The organism is Haploplasma modicum ATCC 29102 (assembly GCF_000687835.1).
In the GTDB taxonomy this organism is placed as follows: domain Bacteria; phylum Bacillota_I; class Bacilli_A; order Acholeplasmatales; family Acholeplasmataceae; genus Haploplasma; species Haploplasma modicum.
In genome coordinates, this window is the sequence record NZ_JHYB01000004.1 from 49841 (window position 1) to 71294 (window position 21454).

Sequence of the window (21454 nt, forward strand, 5' to 3'; positions counted from 1 at the left end):
TTAAATCCTTTCTTTCACACTTATCTTGAAACTATTTAATCCCGACATTTTTTTAATTGAGTCGATTTCACCATAATTAAAATTAGGATTATATAATGACTCCCAAATACCAATATACTCTAGAGTATTTCTATTTCTAAGCCAATTTAATATTAAAAAACTACTATATCTTCCTTTTAACAACTAAACTTCACTCATAATATCCTTACTTCTTTTCCTTTACTAGGTAAGAAACAATGATTTTACTTTTATAAAAATAAAAAAGGATTTCAAAATGAAATCATGTTGATTAAATATGTGTTGTCCGCACCGAGTTTGTAGCACTATTTTGCTTAGTTGCACCGATTTTGTAGTATTCGTCGTACAGAGTTGATAGTTTTTACAATTTTTATTTATTAAATTAATTTAATTATTCCTATTAATCAAATTAATAATAATCTTAATAACAACATCCCTTTCAGTTGGATCACTTAGAGCGATCATTAATACTAGTGCAACTAATGTATTATCTTCAACTAATTTAGTTCCATCTTCTTTATATAAAATATTATTCATATCCAAAAAATATACGAAAATACTTGCTGCTATTCTTTTATTACCATCATAAAATGAATGATTTTTAACAATAAAATATAAAAGATTAGCAGCTTTCTCTTCTACAGATGGATATAACTCTTCACCAAAAGCTGTTTGATAAATTGTAGAAAGTGAACTTTCAAATGACTTATCTTTCTCTCTTCCAAATAATGAACCTTCTTTATATTCTTTTAAACTCCTAATCTCATTCATAATTTGGCTATATAATAACTTGTTTTTCCCAAAATCTTCAGTGGTATTATTTATAGTTAATAGTCTATGATCATATTTGTCAAGTGTATCTAATGCTAAACTATATTTATTTATTACACTAAATAGACTGTTCGACTCTATTTTATCCAAATTTTTTCTTTTATATAATTCGCTTATAAACTTTACTGATTTTGTAAAATCAGTGTATTGTTCTTTACTTTGAATCAATTTATTTTGATTTATTGCATAACCTCTCAACATATAATCTTTAATAACTCCTAAAGACCAAATTCTAAATTTAGTTGCCACTTCTGATTTTATTCTATAACCAACAGAAATAATTAAATCTAAATTATAATGTAAAATATTTCTTACTACTTTACGATTCCCTTCCGTTTGAACTTGTCGGAATAACCGACTAGTTGACTTTTCATCAAGTTCGTTTTCTTCATAAATATTTCTAATATGATCTGTTAAATTGGTTCTTGAAGTGCCAAATAAATTTGTTAATTGATTTTGAGATAGCCAAACTGTTTCTTCCTCAATATCTATATTGACTTCAATGCTAAAATCATTATCTTTGAATACAATAATATCTTGTTCTTTTTCCATTAGTATCATTCCTTTCTAACCTATAATAGTTAGAACTGAACAATTTTACTTTTATAAAAATAAAAAAGGAATTCAAATTGAAATCCTGTTGTTTGTATATGTGTTGTCCGCACCGAGTTTATAGCACTATTTTGCTTGGTTGCACCGAGTTGATAGTATTCGTCGTACAGAGTTGATAGTTTTTAACATCTAGCTAATCATTCATAATTTTTATTAAATAAACTTAAGTTTTTCAATTATATATATTTAAATATTTATTATTTATATATCTAATAAATTATGAAAGTATTGCAATGTTGTGTATTTGTATTTTCTCATGTATTCTCTATCATGAATTTTTTTTATTCCTTTATGATGATTAATATAAACACTTAAATATTCCATTAAGTTTTCTTTAATCATAGATATGTTTAATATCATTTCTGAGTGTTCGTCTTTATCAACAACTGTTTCATCACCAATATACTCTTCATTTTTTATTATTAAGGATTTACTAAAATCAATACCTGAATTATTATTTTGGCTTCGTATACTATTTTTAAATAAATATCCATTCTTATGGTTTATATTTGATCGAAATGGTGTACAAAGATATAGATCAGTACTAATTTTAAAAACAATAATTATATATGGTCTCATATTATCAATTTCTATCTCTGGATAATCATTTTGTGGATAATCATCAAAAAATTTATCACTTAACATTTTAATTTTCATAAATAATTTTTCCTTCTTTCAAAAAAATAAAGAGGAACTATTGTTCCTCTTTAGTGATCTATCTTCGTTTGGTCACTTTTTATTTTACCGATGTGTCAGAACCATCACACATCTTCTTCACTCAGCCAATTTTTATTTTACCGACGTATCAGAGCTGTCATACGTCATCTTTTAACGAAGAAATACACCTTCATATTACTATATTAATAATGAAATGTCAAATATAGTATTTGATTTCTTTAAAAAACATTATTATCCTATATTTTTTTTACGACTTACGTTAATTATAATATGAATCTCCAATAGGGAATCCACTGGATTCCCTATTGGATAAAAACTTCACTTACGAAGTGTTTTCCTAAGTTCATTATACATTCTTATAATTATTGTGTCAAGAAATATTGCTTGATTGTGTTTTAAAAATTCATAAATAAAAAAGGATTTCAAATTGAAATCCCTCGTTGTAAGATTATTATGGCGGAGAAAGAGGGATTTGAACCCTCGCAGCTTTTACACTCTGCTAGTTTTCGAGACTAGTCCCTTCAGCCAGGCTTGGGTATTTCTCCGTGCCTATTTTATTATAAACTATATTTTATTTTTTATCACGAAATTTTGTTAAAAACTTAAATAAAAAATACCAAATATTCATTAATAAATAGATTGCTAGAAGCCACAGTGGTGTGTATAAAACTTTACCGAAGAAATCTGATATTTCTTTAACTGGTGATTCAAACAAATAAAACCAGTTTTCCTTTAAGATTAGATCAAATATTAAAATGATTAATGTATATGTAATTAAATAAAGTGTTGATTTATTAAAGATTTTTCTTTCCATATTTACTCTTCCCACAACAAATGAATATATTGCTGATAGTAAGAATACAAAATGATTATAAAAATAATGGACATTTCTAAAATGAGGAAATACATAAGTTGTATCAATAAATATAAGTGAGAAAAACGCTCCTGTTAAGGCATAAAAGAATACCATATTTGCTATTTTTTCATTATTTGTATATAAATAATAAATAGTTAGCAAATTAGTAAGAGCACAGAATCCAGTAAAAGGAATCATACCAAGATTATACTCACCTCTACTTATTACCCAAACATGATATGTTACTTCTAAAATTAAAAGTGAACTTGCAAGTATGTATCTAATTATTTTATCTTGTTTTGAATCTTTATCAATTTTTCTTGCTATAAAAACTGTTATTACTGTTACAAGTGTAAGCACTAAAAGTGTTATTAGATGTTTTGATTTAAACATCTCAAGGCCAATACTATATTTATCGTTGAACATAAAAATTCCCCTTATTTAGTCTAATATGTAAGATTATAACATAGTTTATTACTTATTTTTTAATTCGTTTATAGTTTCAATTAATAAGTCTGGTCTATCTGTAATAATCCCGTCAACTCCTAGTTTAATTAACATACGCATCTGATCTTTGTCATTTACTGTCCAATAAACTACAGATAGATTTTTTCTATGGGCATCTTTTACTACTTGTTTATGAGTTAGATATATTAAATAATCATCTTCCACTTTAACTGCAATATTTTTTCTAAATATCTTAGGAATATTATTTAATATTTTATTCATATTACTTGGTAGTTTCATACTAGATGGTACTGGCAAAATTAACACTTCTGATTTAGGCTTAAAGAAAAAGTCTAAATTAAATGCACTAAGAATTGCAAAGTTAGTTACTTCATCAATTGCAGCACCAACTAAAATATTTGGAGCTTTTTCCTTAAAGTATTTTGTTACATCATCTGAAAATGATGCTAATACTACTTTACTTTCTAAATCAAACTTTTTAACTAAATCTATTAAATTTTTAGCAGCTAACAAAAATCTATCAGAACCTTCAATATATCCAATTGAAGTTGGTGAATCTTTAATTTCTAACATGTATAAGATATTTCCTTGATTTTTAGTAAAAATATTCTCTAAACTCTCAGGAACCATCTTACTTAACACTTCTTCTTTAGTTTCATTTAAAAATGGTTTAATGCCATTTATATCAATGAAGTTTCTAGCAACTGAGTAATCATCTAATTTATATAAGTCTAATATTTCACTATAAGTATAATCTCTTATATATTTATTATCATTTAATACTTCGCTACTTAATCCTAAATCTAGATCATGATGGCTAATTAAAATATTATCTTTTGTAAGTACTAAATCAATTTCTAAGACATCAACACTATACTCATTAACTAACATGTCATATGCATAGATAGTGTTTTCTGGGACAAGCATTTTTGCTCCACCGTGTGGAATTATTAAAGGATAATCCTTCTTTACTCTAAAACTATTTTCTTTTTTTATTTTTCCTAAAGAAAAAGGCACAATATTTAAAATTGTAATACTAAGTGTTAAAAATAAAATTAATGAAATAAATACTTTTAAAAATATGATAAGTTTCTTCATCTTTCTATTCCCTTCTAAAAATATATTTGTTTTATTTTACCATATTTTTAATTTGATATTCAAATAAAAAAGAATTAGCTATTATGCTAACTCTTCTTTGTTTCTTTCTTTTAAATCTGTAATAATTGTTTGATACATTTCATTATCAATTTTATAGTATTTAACGTAGACTAAATAACCTACTATGATACAAATAATTGGAATTACAATCATTGAAAGCCTTAAAAACAAACGCATATAATCAGTCATATTTTGATCAATGAATGCTCTTGCTAGTAAATTTTTCTCATCATTTGGTAAATCTTTAAATTCACCATTCATTTTATCTGATAGTGGTTTTATTACTTTTTCATTCATTCCCGAGATAATTAAGGTTCCCCCAACAATTAGGGTTTGAATTGATGTTGCAAGTTTAACCACAAATGGATTAATTGAGAAAATTACACTCTCATTTCTTGTCCCAAGCTTCCATTGTCCATATTCAATCGTATCTGCAAGCATTACTAAAACTAAAACTTGAGTAAATCCTTGACCAAAAAATAAGAAAAACCCACCAATACTTAAGACAATCATATTTTGAGGAAGAATATATCTTGTGCTCATTAAAAAGAGATAACCAACAATCATTAATAGGATTGCTAATGTAAATAGTTTTTTCCTATTAAACTTTTTAACAAGTGATGGAAATATGATAAGAGCTAAAAGCTGACTTACTGCAAGAACTACGGAAAATAATGTAAACTCAACTCCACCATATTTATTAAAATCATATTCAAAGAAATATATACCGAGTGATGTTGTAATAAAGTAACCTGTATTTAATAATAAAATTGAAACAATAATAACAATTAACTGATCATTTTTGAAAATAATTTTTATTATATCTTTGAATTTAGTTTTTTCTGTATCTTCTTTTACAATATCTAACTTTTTCTCTTTAACAAAGAAAAATAAAATAATTTGAGATATTACAAATAATAATGAAACTACTAATGCAATATAGAAAAATCCTCGTTTTGGTCCACCTTTAAAATTAGGATAAATTAATGGTACTAACGCAATAACTATAAACATCCCTACACTTGCAAATATTCTAGCAAGTGAACCAATACTTTCTCTTTCCTTAGGGTCTGTAGTAAATGATGGGTACATTGACCAGTATGCAATATCGTTCATTGTAAATGTTATTTCAATTAAAAGATATAAAACAGCAAAGACAATTAAAAATGGTACTCCTCTTAATCCAAAATCTTGGAATAATAAGAAGATAAATATTGAACTCAGAAGGGCCCCAATAGCAATCCAAGGTCTAAACTTACCATACTTTGATTTGGTATTATCAATCATTATTCCCATCATTGGATCATTTACTGCATCCCAAATTCTTGTAAGGGAAATAATTAGTGTAACTGCTGCAAGTTCAAAATTGCTTAGCCCAATTGCACTAGTGAAAAAAACAAGTAAATAACTACTAAAAAGCGTATATGCCATATCACGACCCATACAACTAATTGTATAAGTGTATTTGGTCTTATTGCTTACTTTATCATTCATTTTTAAGTTCCTTTTGTCCTTTTTTGAATTTTTTTATTCCTTTAAATATTTTATTATTGCTAATATCTATTAAACCTTCTGCCATTTTAAAGTTGATTACACCACTACCAAATGATGCTATACATCTCATTGGTGTTTCAAGCAATGTTTCTCTTATATTATCACTTATAAAATCATCAGCATCTTTTAATTCATTAGTGGCTTCTTTTATTATAAACTTAACAATAATTCTTCCCATAAAGCTTTTCCTTAAAGCTAAAAGTGGACTATTAAGTGTAAATGGTTTTTCATATGTGATGTTTTCATCTGGTAGTTTATAATCAAATAAACTATCAAATTTTATATCCTTATAAAGTAACCACGGATTTTTAAATTTTGGCCCGCTATCTTCGTTATTTATTTTCAAATCAAATGAATATATATCTTCATTAACATTTTTTGCAATGATAAATTTATAGTTGTTTGACTCAAGTATTTCTTTTTTAGTACTTATATCATAAAACATTAAGTCTCTTTTTTTAACCTCGATAGATACATCTATCTTTTCAAATGGCATTAGTAAAACCTTATCAAAAGCAACCAATTCTCTTTTTGCTTGATATGTTTTGGACTCATCTATTTCACGGTAAATTTGAATTACTTCTTTTGTTTTATAATTACTTAAATTTTCTAAATTAAAAGTAATCGTAATTAATTTATCACTTTCTTTAAAGCTATAATTACTGTATTTTAGTTTCGAATAACTAAGACCATAGCCAAAAGGATAATTAACTTTAGCATCAAAACTATTATAATACCTATAACCTACAAATATTAAATCATCGTAATATAATGCGTTATTGTTACTTCCTATTTTAAAAGGTACATCACTTAAATCTTTAATCCAAGTTTCTGGTAATCTTCCTGATGGATTGTTTGTTCCAATTAGTGTATTTAATATTGCTATTGCGGCACCTTCACCTGCTAAATAACTAAGTAAAATTGCTTTTACATTATCTTTAAAATCAAGTTTTAAAACTGAACCTGTTAACAAAACGACTATTATATTACTATTTACTTTAATTAAGGATTCTAATAAATCTAATTGATTTTTAGGGAGATCTATATTTTTTCTATCTAGTCCTTCTGTTTCTAATCTGTCTGGTAAACCCATGAAGTAGACGACATTTTTACTATTTGATGCAAGATCTATTGCCTCTATCATTAATTCATTATCATTTTTATCAGTTTCAAGTAAATATCCTTTTGCTAGTTTTAAATTATTAAAATATTTTTGCGCATAATCTTTTATCTCTTCAACAAGATAAGGATTAATATTAGAACTACCGCCACCTTGAAATCTAATTTTATCAATAAATCCACCAATAAGTACTACATCACTAGATTTATTAAGTGGTAAAATATCTTCTTCATTTTTTAATAAGACTAATCCTTCTTCAGCAACCTTTATTGCATTTTCATGATGTTTTGCTAGATCGTTTTTTGTATTTTCTAGATTTTGATATTTATTAATCATTTCAATAATTCTGTTACTTGATTTATGAATTTGTTTTTCCAAACTAGGATCTTTTTCTAGTGCTGCTTCGATTTTTTTACTGTTATAACCCAAAGATGATGGCATTTCTAAATCAAGTCCTGCTTTTAGTGCACTAACGCGGTTGTTTATTGCTCCCCAGTCACTTACTAATACACCTTCATATCTAAGCTCTTTTCTAAGAAGTTTTTCAATTGTTGGATGCTCTGTTGCATAAATACCATTAATCTTATTATAGCTTGCCATAATACTTGCTGGATTTTCCTTTAAAGCCATTTTAAATGCTCTTATATAGATATCATTGAGCGTTCTTTCATCAACAATGCTATCTATCAAGAAACGGTACTTTTCTTGGTTATTGGCAAAGAAATGTTTAACTGATGTTCCAACATTATTTTCTTCAATCTTTCTTATATAACTTCTTGCAAGCATTCCAGTCAAATATGGATCTTCACTAAAGTATTCAAAGTTTCTACCACAAAGGGGATTTCTTTTTATATTAATACCCGGACCTAAAATCATATTAACATCATTGCTTTTAGCATCGATTGCTAAACTCTCAGCAACTATTTCTACTGCTCTTCTATCAAAGGTTGCTGCTAGGAGTGAGGCTGTTGGATAACAAACAGATATGACGCTACCATTTATACCTAGATTATCGCCAAGACTATTTTGTTTTCTTAAGCCATGTGGACCATCAGCCATCATAAAAGGCTTTAGTTTATCTAAGTTCTTTGTACGCCAAACATCACTACCATCTAGTAGTTTAATTCGCTCATCAATTGTTAACTTCATCTACATAGACCTTTGTTTCATATTCTTTATTAGCTACTTTAACTCTAATAGTGCCTAAACCTTTTTTAGTTGTTTTAACCCAAAAAGCAATAATTCCACTATTTAATGTTTGGAGTTTGGGACCAATTAATTCTAAGTTTTCTACTTCAATTGCAATTGGATCAAATGAATATGTGGCAATCTCACCATTTTGATCAACCTTTTTAAAAACAACTCTTGTTACATCATAAGTATCAGCAATTACTAAATTATTATTTGTTGCTTCTAGCATGTAGTCATATTTTTTATAAATGCTCTTAACTACTGTTTTTACTAATTTTGTATCTTTGTATCCTTCAATTTTATAATCTGATTGTTTTGTTCCCCAGTTACTTAAGTACTTATAAAATAGTGATACACCTTCATCCATCGTCATTTTATACTTTTTAAATAAATAAAGAATCATTAAATTATATCTAAGTGGTAATCTAGTTCCATATTTTTGTACTGCTCTTAAAATCTTTTTAGCTCTATTAGCATCCTTAATTGTCAATCCCTCATTTTTATGAATTAGATCACCAATAAAATCATCTATTACAATTGGTGGGTGATTTAAGTTTTTAAATTCATCTTTATTAGGATAGAAGGTCTTAATATATTCATTGTTTTTATAAAGTTTAATATAATCAAGATTAGTAAAAACATAAACTTTTTCTAAATCACTTCTTGGATATTCACCAATGTGCATATTGCTTCCCACATATAAAATATCATCCTTGCTACCTTCAGCCATATAACTGTAACTAGCAAGCTTCTTATTTCTATAAATATCTAATACCCCGTGATGACAAATCATATCACCACTTCCAAATTCAGCATGAGTTTGATAATCAGCGAAAACCCAGCCGATTGCTCCACTAATTTTGTTATTTGGCATCTTAGCAGCATCAATTACTCTTAGATGTCTAAGGGCATGACTTAGCCTTTTAATTTCATTATCATATGCTTTAGTTGGAAACATATGACCATTATGTTCTGTTACTAAATAAGGATTTTTCTTCTTAGTTACCGTGCTCTTTTTTTGAAGTCCTATGTTATTTCCTTCATGTATAAAATCATTGAAAGTATAAACATCTTCTAAGAGTTCTGAGTTAACCATATTTCTAACACCACCAGTTGGTCGGTTTGGATCTAATGATTTAGCTTTTTTGTTTGTTTTTAAATAAAAGTCATGATTATCATTAGATTCATTAATTCTAACACCCCAAATAATAACTGATGGATTATTATAGTCTCTCTCAATCATACGTTCTACATTTAATACACTCATATCTTGCCATGAAGTATCACCAATATGTTGCCAGCCAGGAATTTCTGTAAATACTAAAAGACCAATTTTGTCACAGTGTTCAATAAAGTTTTTACTTTGGGGATAATGGGCTGTTCTTACAATATTTACTCCTAATTCCTTTAGTAAGTTCGCATCTTCTATTTGTGCCCCCTTTGGCATTGCATAACCAACATAAGGATAACTTTGATGACGATTAAGACCAATTAATTTTATAAGTTTGCCATTTAAATAAAAGCCATCGCTTTTAAACTTAATATCTCTAAGTCCAAAATAAGTCTTGTATGTTGCTCCTTCAAACTTAATATTTAAATCATATAGATATGGGTTATCAATACTCCAAAGATTTTTACTTGGTAGTTCAACTTCAATCTTTGTAAGGTTAGTTATTACTTTAGAATTTGTTTTGTAAACTACTTCCTGATTTTTATCAAGAATTATTAATTCAAAGTCTTTATTAGTAACATTAGCCATAAACTCTACATTTATTAAATTATTAGCTAAAATATTATCATAAGAAACTTTAATATTGTTAATATTATTAATTGGTTTTTTTATTAAATATACTTCTCTATATAATCCAGCATAACCAACATAATCAACTACACCACCAAAGGGGGGAATATTTTTATTCTCATGACTATCAACCACTACTTTTAAGATGTTTTTCCCTAGTTTTGGTTTAATCAAAACAACAAACCTATTATAACCACCCAGGTTATTAAAAATAAGTTCATCATTTAAATAAACATCAGTATTATGAGCAGCCCCTTCAAATAAAACTTCTAAATGCTTTTCTAAATCTTCTGCATTAAAATCTAATTCCTTAACATAGGTTTGAATAAATTCTAAATCATGCAAGTTAAAATGTGTAACTGGTATATCAAGTCCCGAGTGAGGAAGGTTTACAATACTTTTTTTGTTAGTTTTGCTACTAGTAAATTCCCAATTAAAATTTAAACTAATTTTTTCCATTTCTTATCTCCTTTGCAATATATAACTCTGAACCATAATCTCCCAATAATCTAGTTTTTTCATTATAGTATGTACCCATAAATTGTTGATTAATATAAAAGCCATTTAATAGTGCATTACTATCTAGCGTGTATTTTTCTTTAGCATTTTCTAACACATAGTATCTAGCAACATTTCTCATAACAAAGCCATCATGTTTGAATGGGATTTTTATTGCATGTTTTATTAAATGACCAAATCTGTCTATATTTAGTTTAGACCTTCTACTTAGCACATCATACATTTTATCTTCCTTAATACCTTTAAAAGAAACTTTTTCAATATTAGGACTAGGACTACTTAAAACTTGAAACCTTCCTAATATATGAGTGTTAGAGTTAGATACTTGATAAGTCTCTATATCATCTAAATCAAAACGATAAAAGGTCCCAAATTGGAATAATCTACGGTGTTCTTTATAAAACCTTATTTGTTCTTTAATCATTTTTAACTCATAGGGTTTTAATTCCTTAAAATCTAACTCATAACCAAGGACGCCAAAACTTGCTACATTGAATCTTGTCTCAAGTGGTGTATGTCTTAAAGTTTGACTGTGTGGTGATTGACTAACATGAGCACTTATTGTAGATAGTGGATAAAGATAAGATAATCCCCTTTGAATTTTTAATCTTGAGATTGGATCTGTATTATCGCTTGCCCATATTTGTGGACCAAATGTTAACATCCCAAGATCAAATCTATTACCACCACTAGAACAAGTCTCCAACAAAATATTTGGATATTTTTTAGTTATGCTTTCTAAAATATCATAAAGCCCTAATATATATTTATGAAAAAACATTCCTTGATTAGATATACTTTCTGAATACATATCAGAAATACTGCGATTCATATCCCATTTGATATATTTGATATTTGCACTATCTATTACTTTAAAAAGTTCATTTTTAATATAACTAACGACTTCTTTATTACAAAGATCAAGAACTAACTGATTTCTTCCTTTTGATGGTTCTAACCCTGGAACTTGGACTACATAGTTAGAATTACTACGGTAGAGATTAGAATCAACATTTATCATTTCTGGTTCAAACCAAAGTCCAAAGTCCATATTGTATTTATTAATTCTTTTACTAAGTTTTGAAAGACCTTTTGGCAGCTTTTTTTTATTGACAAAATAATCTCCTAGTCCCCTATCATCGTTATCTCTATTCCCAAACCAGCCATCATCTAAAACAAACATTTCAATTCCAAGTTTTGCTGATCTCTTAGCAAGTTTTAGTAACTTTCGCATATTATAATCAAACATATGTGATTCCCAGTTATTTATAACAATCGGTCTTAGACTTTCTTTGAAATTTTCAGGTATGATATGATTATTAATAAAATTATGCATATTATGACTAAGTTTATTTAACCCTTGGTTAGAATAACTAATTACAACTTCTGGTGTCATAAAATTTTCATTTTCTGCTAAGTCCCATTCAAAACAATGGGGATTAATTCCACTCATTACTCTAATTGAACCGTGATTAGCAAGTTCTATTGAACTATAATGATTGCCACTATAAACTAAGTTAAATCCTATTGCTGTGCCATAATCTTCAGTAGTATTTTTCTTACTTAAAATAAAACCAGCGTTATGTCTATTACTACTTGCTCCGGTTTGGGAGCTAATACTAAATAAACCATAACTAACTGGTCTTTTATGTTTGTTTGTTTCTTTAATCCATCCGCCATCAAAAGTAATTATGTCATAATCTTTATCATAAATATCTAACATCATTGACATGATTTTTCTAATTGATAGACTATTTTCATTTTTATTTGTTAAAACTACTTTTCTTGTAAAAACATTTGTTTCATAGAAACTAGAATAAATTAAATCAAGATAAACATTATTAACTTTATCAACTAAAGTAACAATAATTGTATTTGTTGCATTTTTAGCATGAGGCAGTTTGTAATCTAATGAGCCATCTTTTATTTCATGCTTTAAATAACAAAAATCAGCAACAAAAGATCCATTTGGCATTTTAACCTCAAGTGGCATACTTCTATAATCGCCTTTTCCTATAGAAGAATACTCTAGCGGTAATAAGTCTAGACTTATAGGCTCTAAATCACTATATAAAACTTGACTTCCTACCATCGTATCAAGTTTTATCTTTAAATCAGATAACTTACTTTTTGTTTTAGGTCCAAGGTAGACATGTTCTAGCTTGCCACTAGGTAGAATATCAATAATGTAAGATAAATCTTTTGTTTCTAAGATAATAAATGAATCTTCGACTCTTATCATAAAATACCCCCTATTTTATTTAATAAGTTAAATCAATAATCATTGCTTCATATGGTCTTATATAATCTATTTGTTTATCATAATTTGAAAATACTACACTACCCTTTATTTTAAAAGGATATGATACATTTTTAGAAGTAAAATTTGATATAACAAGATAAGTTTTATCTTTTGTTTTACGTTTGAAAATAAATATTTTTTTTGATATATATACTTTTTCAAAGCTTCCCTCTTTTAAGACAATACTATTTTTTCTAAAAGCTATTAATTTCTTGTAAAAATTTAAAATTGAATTTGGATCTTCCATATTAGCTAAAACATTAATTTTATCTTTATTAGGGTTTTCCTTAATCCAAGGTTTTCCGTTTGTAAATCCTTCCTTGCTATCCCATTGTACCGGTTGTCTTGCATTATCTCTTGATGCATTTCTTAATAGTTTAAGACGAAGTTTTTTAGGAAATAAAAGTTTTTTGGCAAGACCATATATTCTAATTGATTCTAAATCTTGATAATCTTCAATCTTATTTAAATAGGCATTTGTCATCCCAATTTCTTGACCTTCATATATATAAGGTGTCCCTCTTAATGATAAATTAAATAAACAAAGCATTTTTGCAGATTCTAAATGATACTTTGTATCATTACCAAACCTTGAAACACTTCTTGGTTGATCATGGTTTTCTAAATAATTAGCATTCCAGTAAACTTCTTCTTGCCATTTAGCAATCGTTTTAAAAAACTTTTTCGGTTTAAATTTAGTCTTAAACCACTTATTGTTTATTTGATCTGTTTCCATATGTTCAAAGCCGAAAACCATATCAAGTTCTTTATTTTCAGGTAAAATTAAATCATTAGCTTCTTTAGTATTTACCAATACCGTCTCACCAACAGTAAAAGCATCATATTTATCTAAGACATCAGTGCGTAGTTCTTTTAATATTTTATGTAAACCTTTAGTCGAATGATAATGTTCAAGACCTGTTAAAACAAGTCTTTTTTTGCCATTAGCTAAACTATCTTTATAAATTATATTAATGACATCACACCTAAAGCCACTTATCCCTTTTTTAAGCCAAAAATGCATGATATCTTTTATTTCTTCTATAACATCTTTATTGTGAAAGTTTAGATCTGGTTGTTTTTTACTAAATAAGTGTAGATAATACATATCATCTACTTTAGTCCAGGCTTTACCACTAAAAAAACTAGTCCAATTGTTTGGTTTATCACGCCAATAATAGTAATCGTGATACTTACTATTTTTATCCTTTGAGGCTATAAACCAAGGATGTTCATCTGATGTATGATTGATAACTAAATCCATGATGATTTTAATTCCTCTGTCATTTGCTTCTTTAATTAACAAATCCATATCTTCCATCGTACCAAAATCTTTATGAATTTCTTTATAATCTCTAATATCATAACCGTTATCATCATTAGGTGAATCATAAACTGGTGATAACCAAATAACATCAACACCTAAGTCTTTTAAATAGTCTAGTTTCGAGATTATTCCTAAGATATCGCCAATTCCATCACCATTACTATCTTTAAAACTTCTTGGATATATTTGATAAACAACTGCATCTTTCCAATATGGTCTATTTGTAATCATTACTTTTCCCCTTTTATGTATTATTAACTTGATTATATCACGTCTTTTATTTAATTAAATAGCTTTTTAGTTCAAAGTATTTATATGCGTAAAAAAAAGGAGATCAGTCTCCTTATTTTTTATGTTTAACGTAATTAGGTTCAGCTACTAGTCTATCCTTAATCAAATGTAAAATTTTATTTTGATCTGCTTTTCTCTTAATTTTTAAGTATGGATCATTATTATTAGTTTCAATTTGCTGTTGGTACTTATCAACATTTACCATTTCAACTTTTAAAACGAAATCTTTATGGTCTCTTTTAACCCTAGGAAAACTTCTTACCTTCTCAACTGCTTCCTTTGCATTTTCAGCCATAACTGCATAAGTAATTGGCATATACATATTTCTTCCGACATGACCACATTTAACAGTTACTAAAAAATGATTATTACCATTTTTATTTCTAATAAGTTTATCATTTTCTATGTCTTCTTGATTATAATAGACAATTTGAGCACTGCAAGTAGTTGGTCGCTTTAAGGATATAGGTGATTTTATAATTTGTTCTTTTGTCCAACCATAAAAAGCATCAGGATGCACTTCTAGTACACTTTCTGGTAAAGTTAACTCTTTGATTGAACTGCAATTTTTAAAAGCTCTTGCTTTAATTGTAACAACATTATCGGGTAAAGTTATATTTTCAAGTGAGGTACAATTTTCAAAACAAGCTTCAGTAATCACAGATAATTTACTATCTTTTTCAAAGTAAACTTTTTTTAATTTGTTATTATTATAGAATAATCCATGACTAATTTTTGTTATATTTTTATGAATACTTATTTTTTTAATTTGTTTATGTTTTTTGATAAATTCATCAGATAAATGAGTTACTTCTCTAGGTACCGTAACATTTTGATTATTATTCATGATTATCAAGAATTCCATTAAAGTGAATAACAAAATTATCAAACTTTCCTGTACGTTTTAAATTGTTCTTAATTATTGTTTGTTGAAAATCAAGTTCATTAAAATCAATATGAAGTCTTGCTTCCTTTTTATCACTAATATCAAAAGATCTTTTTTCTATTAATCTATTTAACATAAAGTCTTCTAATTTCTCATTTACATCTGTTTTTAGTAGGTCTTCATAGGTTATCCACTCATCTTCAAACCTTGTCAGTAAATGAGTTTTTATATCATGTTTTTCCATTATTTCTTTAAGTTTAAAATATTTATATAAAACATTTTTTATTGATAAGTCTTTTAAATCTTTTACTTCAACAAGAATTAAATGATTATGGTAAGTTTGAATTAAATAATCAATTGTATATTTTTTTTTATTATTTTTTCCATAATTTAGCTTATAGGGTTGTTCAATGATATCCTTTATGTATCCTGAGTTTGCAAGATCATTAATAAAATCTAATTCAAGCCCCGACTCATATCCCACTTTCTTATTACCATACAAGAGTTCTAAATCAGTAAATCCACTTTTTGAAGACGCTTCTGATTCATCCAAATCACGTACTGGAGCAAAATTATTAATGATATCGCTGTAAGATTTATAAACACCTGGTTCAAGACCAAATATCTTATCAAAGTTATTTCTTAAATCTGCATAGTCTACATCAGCAATTTTAAAATAGCTTTTTCTTTTCCTTACATTTTCAACAGCAATAATGCTTGTTTCCTCTAGCATTTCACTTGTTACTTCTCTTAAATTTTCATGTGATAAGTTAGGAAAAACTCCAAATGATTTAGAATCAATGTATTTTCCTGATACTGCACCATTGGTAATACCTTTTAAAACAGATCTCATTGAAACTGGGTAAGGTAGATCCCCATTTACCTCAAACTCCTTAATTAATTCAAGTATATGATACTTAATTTTTTTATTAATATCTGTCATATTATCCCCTTTTATTTATATTTTTAAAACAAAAAAAAGTTTAAATACATATGAATTTTTCTCTTTTTCTCCTTCCTATTTTCTAATTATATTATACCATGATAGCGCTTTTATTTCAAGTGAAAAAGGCTTAAAAAACACCTTTAAAACTATAAAATAAACGTATGTTAAAAGGAGTTATTAGTTTACTTTTATTTAAAAAAAATAAAGGAAACCCTTTATTTATTTGTATCTGTCATTATGTATTATTGTATCTATACCTATTAATATTGCTAGTATTAAGTCTGAATATTCCCCCTTAATATCTAATTCATAAGTATCTCCCCATGATAGTATTTGTTTTTTAACACTTGCAACCTTAACATTATCTTTTAAAACGTTAAATTTATATTGTAATAAACTTCCATCTATCACATATGAATTACTTCTTGTTTTTATCTGAAGTCTTGGATAAAAGAAAGTGAAATTTTTCTTAATAATAACTTCTTCATTTGTTCTATGATCTATTACATATACTCTAGGTAGAATAGTTACAATCTTATGTTTAAAAGTAAAAATTAGTTTTTTGTTTTTATCATACATTTTCATCATACCACTTAAGGAAAATAGTGTTCCTTCTGTATAAAAAAGTAGATTTTGATTTTCATCGTATAACTTATATTTATCAACAAGTGAGAAAACTTTTTGTTTCATATATATTTTCATTCTATCCACCTCCGTAGAAAGTTCTACCACCACTATATGCATCAGGTATAACGCCACCAAATCCACCAGCCGAGTTTCTTCTAAGCCCTAATAGTACTAAAAATCGATAAAGATTGCTTTTATATTTCATTGGTTTTTTCACCTTTATTTCTTTTAGACTAAGTGCATTTATAATCTTAATCCCACCTGATTGGTAATTGTATAAAATATGGGATAGGTCTTCTAGAATATTTTTTTTATCAAAATTAGTAAAAAGAAAGATCTTTGTTATTCCTTTTTCTTTTAGATACATTAAAGATGGCATATCTTGTTTAAATATACTCCATCTATTATCAAAAATATTACCTTCTTTTTTATCCTTAAAGCTCATGCGATTTGCATCAAGTAAAAAAGCGGGATTTGCATCTTTTCTAATAATTTTATTTTTTAAAATATATGAACCATGATATAGCGCTTCTTCTAATTCACTTAGTGATATTGCATTTTTATTACTCTTGCTACTTACTGAGTTATAAAGTGGGATAGGTCTAAACCCAATATCACTTAACACTAGTCCTTGTTTTAGTGATTTAACGCCATCTAGATCAACAATACATATTGCATCTTTACTATATATTAAATCACTGTTTAAATCACTTCCTAGATTATAATTTAATTGCATACTACTAAATTCATTCATATTTGCAAACATAACTGGTTTTACCCATTTAGTCCATTCTGATTCATCATTAGCCCAAACTTTATAAACTTCTAATTTATCCATTTGAATCCTCCTTATAAATAAGTACTGGAATATCGATTGCTTTATTATCGATTCTAGGACTTTTACTAATTCTTGCATATAATCCAGATGAATTATCATTTATACTAAATACACCAAGACATAAATGGAAAATTTCATTATCTGTGGTTTTTAGTGGAACACTTTCAAATCTCTCTTGAGCAATCCAATCTTTAGGATATTTCTTAACAGCTTTTTTAATTGTTTTATATTCTTTATCGGTAATTGCTTCCTTAATGCTTATTCCCTCACCAACACGGCCTAAAACCGGTTTAAATATATAATTTGAGTATTTGTCTTTATTATTATTAAACTCTTTAATACTGATAGTATTTGGCAGCATTTTTTTCCATGTCTTTAATTCTAAATTTAGTTTATCAAAATAAAGTGGTACATTCTTACTTTGCGATAAAATATTTACAGGATGGTTACATGAAGTAATACTATTTGAAAAATATCCACTATAATTGTACTTCTTACTTAAATTATCAAGCCATTCAAGTGGAAAGAATCTAAAAATTGCATCCATATTTTCTTCTTCTAAAACATTAAAAACTATCTTGTTCTCATTAAATACTAAATGCTCTGGGGCATTATAAAATGATTTAAGTCCCATACTTTCAAAATAATCACCTAAAAACTGCATCACTTGTCTATCATCAGAGTAAGATGTTGCATGAACAAATGAAATATTTTTAATATTTTTGTTAACAGCCATAAATGATTCATAAAGACTTTTTCCTAAATTATAAGGAACATCACCAATTTTTACATATTTTTTAGCAATCAAAGGAAACAGTGAACTCTCAGCCAGACCTCCTGGTACATCACTATTTACTTCAGAGATCATCCAACCTTTTGTAGTTGGATGAAAGTCATATCTATTTAAATTAACATTATCACCAAAATTATAATCATCAATTTTTTTTAAATATTTAGTAATTTTTCTTGGTAAATTAAGTTTGTTAATTAACTTTTTATTATCTAAAAAAGCTTTTTCAATTTCTCTAGTCTCTAGACTTAAAGCTTTGACTAAATTATTGATTTCATCATATGTTTTCTCATCAATGAGTAAAACATACTCAGATACTGTATTACTATCTTCAACCTGAGGATCCCACTTATATGCATTAAATATTACATCAGTTTTATAATCATTATATAATTTTTCATCAATTTTTATTAGTTTCATATTCACCTACATTAAAAGTTTAACAAAATCAAAGAGATCAGATAGATATAATAAGGAGATAACTGAAAAACCTAAATATACTAGTCCAATCGTAAATGATAATGTTTTACTTGTGCTATTTTTGAAAATAAGTTCTATAACTATTGAAATAATTATTAGAATAATGGCTGGCCAAAAAATTAAGAATTCTACAAATGTATGTTCAAGGGAAGTCCAATTGCCACTTGCTGCTTTACCAAGAATTAAAGATAGGCCAAGAACTAACATGGAAAATCTAATAGCTAAACTTAAGTTGTGATCTGATATGATTTTATCGAGAATTTTTGTTGTTTTATTTAAAATCATAATTAACAATATAAAGGCAATTAAACCAAGCGAAGATGCTACTATTACTGTCCAAAATCCTGGTCCTTCTCCAACATTTGCAAAGGAGTATATTAATCCAAGACCTATCATCACTCCTGATACTGTTAGAGCTGTTGCTTTATTGTTACTGTTAAGAGCATCATCAATCCATGAGATATTTAAAAACATAAAGATCAAATGATTAGTTAGATTTGTAAAAGCAAACCCTAAAACAATATAATAAAATATATAAAATTGTGAAGTTACTACATCACTTGCTGCAAATGATGTAGTCGTATAAAAGTAAATAACAAATAATATTACTGGTGTTAAATAAAAGAATCTTTTTACAAAACGATGATTACCAATATCCCAAATTTTATATACTCGGTAATACCACTTATAAAAAAATTGTAAGGTTAAAAATATTGATAAAACAAAGACTATCATTTCCATATTATCCCTCACCCCTATAGTGTTTATTAGATTAATTCTAACATTAAAAAGTACTCATGTAAATAAAATTTAAAGAATAGACCTAACCTTAACAAAAAAGAGTCATTTTCATGACTCTAATCTAATAATATAACTTCTTAATGATCTCACTAAAAATATTACAATATTTTTTTATTTAGTATATTAACAGATTTAAATCCTTACCAATTTTTTATAATTGGTTACAATATATTTGCTATAGAAACTATGACTTAAACTAACTAAAATCCTATTTTGTCATATTCTAATAAATTTAGAGTTAATCAGTTTGAAAATATTTTTATTATTAATATTAGATGCATCGTAACGATTAGTGGAACTGAAATAATAAATAATAATATTGGTATAAGAGAGAAATCTCCTATATTTTGAGGAGGATTAGTATTTAAACCTATTACAATATACACATTAAATATAATTGTAGAAATCAAAGTCATAATAATCAAAATTTTACTATGTTTAGGGTTTCTAATAAAGTAAATCAAATTTAATACTAATGTGAAAATGCTAATTAATACAATTGAAGTATAGGACATTATATTATTATTAAATACTCTATACAAAAATAAAATAATTAAACTTAAAAAAACTACTAATATACTTTTATTGTTCATTATTAAACACTTCCTTAATCTATTTATTACTCAAACATGCCAATTTAGTTGAAATAAAACACTTTCTAATGAATGGATTAGCTCTTTTACCTAGGATAAATTCAATATCACCTGATTTTAGTAATGTCTTTTTTAAGCCATCATCTTCGATATATGATACATTAAAATCATTTTGTTTAAACTCATAGCAACCAAAGTCTTTAATCGTATTATTAAAATCTAAAACAATTCGTATTTTTCCATTATAAAGAAAAATTAGCACATCCTTATTAGTAAATAATAAATTTGAACTTTTATAGCATTTAGTTACTATTGAATGTTCAGATACTTTATAATATTTTTTTAAAGGTACAGTAATATCTTGGATATTTTTTAGTGTTAATTCACCAGTAGCTGAAGGAGTTATATATTTACTTATTAGATTATATATAATAACAATAATGGCCAAAGGAACTACTACTGTAATTAAGATCATTCCAATCATCATCAAAGATTCTAACAATAAATTATCTATAATCTTGACTAAATATTTGATGAGGATAATAAAAGAAAAAATGAATATGAGATAAATAGAAAACATAGTATAAGCAATTACATTATTTTTTCTGACATTCATTTGCGCTTTTCTATCAAGATTTTTAAATCTTAACTTATTTTCTCTCATTATAATCTTATAATAAAATGGACACTTTAAAAATTTCATCTAGCAAACCTCTTTCCATTAAGTTTATTTTACTACTTTTTCGTCTTTTTTACAATTCATTACG

At 26.7% G+C, this 21454-nt stretch carries 16 protein-coding genes, 1 tRNA gene and 1 pseudogene; all 18 read right to left on the reverse strand.

Annotated features, from left to right (window positions below; all coding sequences use genetic code 11):
- Window positions 1–3 precede the first annotated feature (3 nt).
- Window positions 4–153 (reverse strand): annotated as a pseudogene (locus T352_RS07420) (KilA-N domain-containing protein); the annotation flags it as partial.
- A gap of 252 nt (window positions 154–405) precedes the next feature.
- A complete protein-coding gene (gene rhuM / locus T352_RS0103905; protein WP_026391846.1) occupies window positions 406–1401 on the reverse strand; it encodes a RhuM family protein in 996 nt (331 codons plus the stop codon).
- A 261-nt stretch (window positions 1402–1662) separates the two neighbouring features.
- Window positions 1663–2118, reverse strand: a complete 456-nt coding sequence (gene tenpIN, locus T352_RS0103910) for a type III toxin-antitoxin system TenpIN family toxin (RefSeq protein ID WP_035345237.1) — start codon at window positions 2116–2118, stop codon at window positions 1663–1665.
- Between the two features lie 475 nt (window positions 2119–2593).
- Window positions 2594–2684: transfer RNA gene (locus T352_RS0103915), tRNA-Ser, on the reverse strand.
- 26 nt (window positions 2685–2710) lie between these two features.
- Window positions 2711–3421 carry a TMEM164-related integral membrane acyltransferase gene (locus tag T352_RS0103920; protein ID WP_026391848.1) on the reverse strand — a complete coding sequence of 237 codons (711 nt, stop codon included), beginning with the start codon at window positions 3419–3421 and terminating at the stop codon, window positions 2711–2713.
- 48 nt (window positions 3422–3469) lie between these two features.
- The gene (locus T352_RS0103925) at window positions 3470–4561 is read right to left on the reverse strand and encodes a glycerophosphodiester phosphodiesterase family protein (protein WP_026391849.1); all 1092 of its coding nucleotides are present in this window, start codon (window positions 4559–4561) and stop codon (window positions 3470–3472) included.
- 81 nt (window positions 4562–4642) lie between these two features.
- Window positions 4643–6115 (reverse strand): glycoside-pentoside-hexuronide (GPH):cation symporter, encoded by a 1473-nt coding sequence (locus tag T352_RS0103930; RefSeq protein WP_035345240.1) that lies wholly within the window; start codon window positions 6113–6115, stop codon window positions 4643–4645.
- Window positions 6108–8444, reverse strand: a complete 2337-nt coding sequence (locus T352_RS0103935) for a beta-glucosidase (RefSeq protein ID WP_162151187.1) — start codon at window positions 8442–8444, stop codon at window positions 6108–6110. The genes T352_RS0103930 and T352_RS0103935 overlap by 8 nt, the downstream gene beginning before the upstream one ends.
- Complete coding sequence (locus T352_RS0103940) at window positions 8428–10746, reverse strand: glycoside hydrolase family 2 protein (RefSeq protein ID WP_162151188.1); 2319 nt, start codon at window positions 10744–10746, stop codon at window positions 8428–8430. Before T352_RS0103940 ends, T352_RS0103935 begins: the two co-directional genes overlap by 17 nt.
- Window positions 10733–13048, reverse strand: a complete 2316-nt coding sequence (locus T352_RS0103945; RefSeq protein WP_026391853.1) for an alpha-galactosidase — start codon at window positions 13046–13048, stop codon at window positions 10733–10735. The genes T352_RS0103940 and T352_RS0103945 overlap by 14 nt, the downstream gene beginning before the upstream one ends.
- Window positions 13049–13067: 19 nt before the next feature.
- Window positions 13068–14666: an alpha-glucosidase gene (locus T352_RS0103950; protein ID WP_026391854.1), complete on the reverse strand. Its 1599-nt coding sequence runs from the start codon at window positions 14664–14666 to the stop codon at window positions 13068–13070.
- Window positions 14667–14778: 112 nt separating this feature from the next.
- Entirely contained in the window at window positions 14779–15573 is a 795-nt protein-coding gene (locus T352_RS0103955) for a leucine-rich repeat domain-containing protein (RefSeq protein WP_026391855.1), read from the reverse strand.
- A complete protein-coding gene (locus T352_RS0103960; RefSeq protein WP_026391856.1) occupies window positions 15566–16555 on the reverse strand; it encodes a TnsA endonuclease N-terminal domain-containing protein in 990 nt (329 codons plus the stop codon). The genes T352_RS0103955 and T352_RS0103960 overlap by 8 nt, the downstream gene beginning before the upstream one ends.
- 222 nt (window positions 16556–16777) lie before the next feature.
- The gene (locus tag T352_RS0103965; RefSeq protein WP_026391857.1) at window positions 16778–17260 is read right to left on the reverse strand and encodes an LURP-one-related/scramblase family protein; all 483 of its coding nucleotides are present in this window, start codon (window positions 17258–17260) and stop codon (window positions 16778–16780) included.
- A 1-nt stretch (window position 17261) separates the two neighbouring features.
- Complete coding sequence (locus tag T352_RS0103970) at window positions 17262–18023, reverse strand: MBL fold metallo-hydrolase (RefSeq protein ID WP_035345244.1); 762 nt, start codon at window positions 18021–18023, stop codon at window positions 17262–17264.
- Window positions 18016–19233: a glutathionylspermidine synthase family protein gene (locus tag T352_RS0103975; RefSeq protein WP_026391859.1), complete on the reverse strand. Its 1218-nt coding sequence runs from the start codon at window positions 19231–19233 to the stop codon at window positions 18016–18018. Before T352_RS0103975 ends, T352_RS0103970 begins: the two co-directional genes overlap by 8 nt.
- Before the next feature lie 6 nt (window positions 19234–19239).
- A complete protein-coding gene (locus tag T352_RS0103980) occupies window positions 19240–20034 on the reverse strand; it encodes a hypothetical protein (RefSeq protein WP_026391860.1) in 795 nt (264 codons plus the stop codon).
- A 672-nt stretch (window positions 20035–20706) separates the two neighbouring features.
- Window positions 20707–21390 carry a hypothetical protein gene (locus T352_RS0103990; protein WP_026391862.1) on the reverse strand — a complete coding sequence of 228 codons (684 nt, stop codon included), beginning with the start codon at window positions 21388–21390 and terminating at the stop codon, window positions 20707–20709.
- Between the last annotated feature and the right edge of the window lie 64 nt (window positions 21391–21454).

Bases quoted from the DNA above. Each gene is read 5' to 3' on its own strand.
- rhuM (WP_026391846.1), bottom strand. From the start codon at position 1,401: ATGGAAAAAGAACAAGATATTATTGTATTCAAAGATAATGATTTTAGC.
- tenpIN (WP_035345237.1), bottom strand. From the start codon at position 2,118: ATGAAAATTAAAATGTTAAGTGATAAATTTTTTGATGATTATCCACAA.
- T352_RS0103920 (WP_026391848.1), bottom strand. From the start codon at position 3,421: ATGTTCAACGATAAATATAGTATTGGCCTTGAGATGTTTAAATCAAAA.
- T352_RS0103925 (WP_026391849.1), bottom strand. From the start codon at position 4,561: ATGAAGAAACTTATCATATTTTTAAAAGTATTTATTTCATTAATTTTA.
- T352_RS0103930 (WP_035345240.1), bottom strand. From the start codon at position 6,115: ATGAATGATAAAGTAAGCAATAAGACCAAATACACTTATACAATTAGT.
- T352_RS0103935 (WP_162151187.1), bottom strand. From the start codon at position 8,444: ATGAAGTTAACAATTGATGAGCGAATTAAACTACTAGATGGTAGTGAT.
- T352_RS0103940 (WP_162151188.1), bottom strand. From the start codon at position 10,746: ATGGAAAAAATTAGTTTAAATTTTAATTGGGAATTTACTAGTAGCAAA.
- T352_RS0103945 (WP_026391853.1), bottom strand. From the start codon at position 13,048: ATGATAAGAGTCGAAGATTCATTTATTATCTTAGAAACAAAAGATTTA.
- T352_RS0103950 (WP_026391854.1), bottom strand. From the start codon at position 14,666: ATGATTACAAATAGACCATATTGGAAAGATGCAGTTGTTTATCAAATA.
- T352_RS0103955 (WP_026391855.1), bottom strand. From the start codon at position 15,573: ATGAATAATAATCAAAATGTTACGGTACCTAGAGAAGTAACTCATTTA.
- T352_RS0103960 (WP_026391856.1), bottom strand. From the start codon at position 16,555: ATGACAGATATTAATAAAAAAATTAAGTATCATATACTTGAATTAATT.
- T352_RS0103965 (WP_026391857.1), bottom strand. From the start codon at position 17,260: ATGAAAATATATATGAAACAAAAAGTTTTCTCACTTGTTGATAAATAT.
- T352_RS0103970 (WP_035345244.1), bottom strand. From the start codon at position 18,023: ATGGATAAATTAGAAGTTTATAAAGTTTGGGCTAATGATGAATCAGAA.
- T352_RS0103975 (WP_026391859.1), bottom strand. From the start codon at position 19,233: ATGAAACTAATAAAAATTGATGAAAAATTATATAATGATTATAAAACT.
- T352_RS0103980 (WP_026391860.1), bottom strand. From the start codon at position 20,034: ATGGAAATGATAGTCTTTGTTTTATCAATATTTTTAACCTTACAATTT.
- T352_RS0103990 (WP_026391862.1), bottom strand. From the start codon at position 21,390: ATGAAATTTTTAAAGTGTCCATTTTATTATAAGATTATAATGAGAGAA.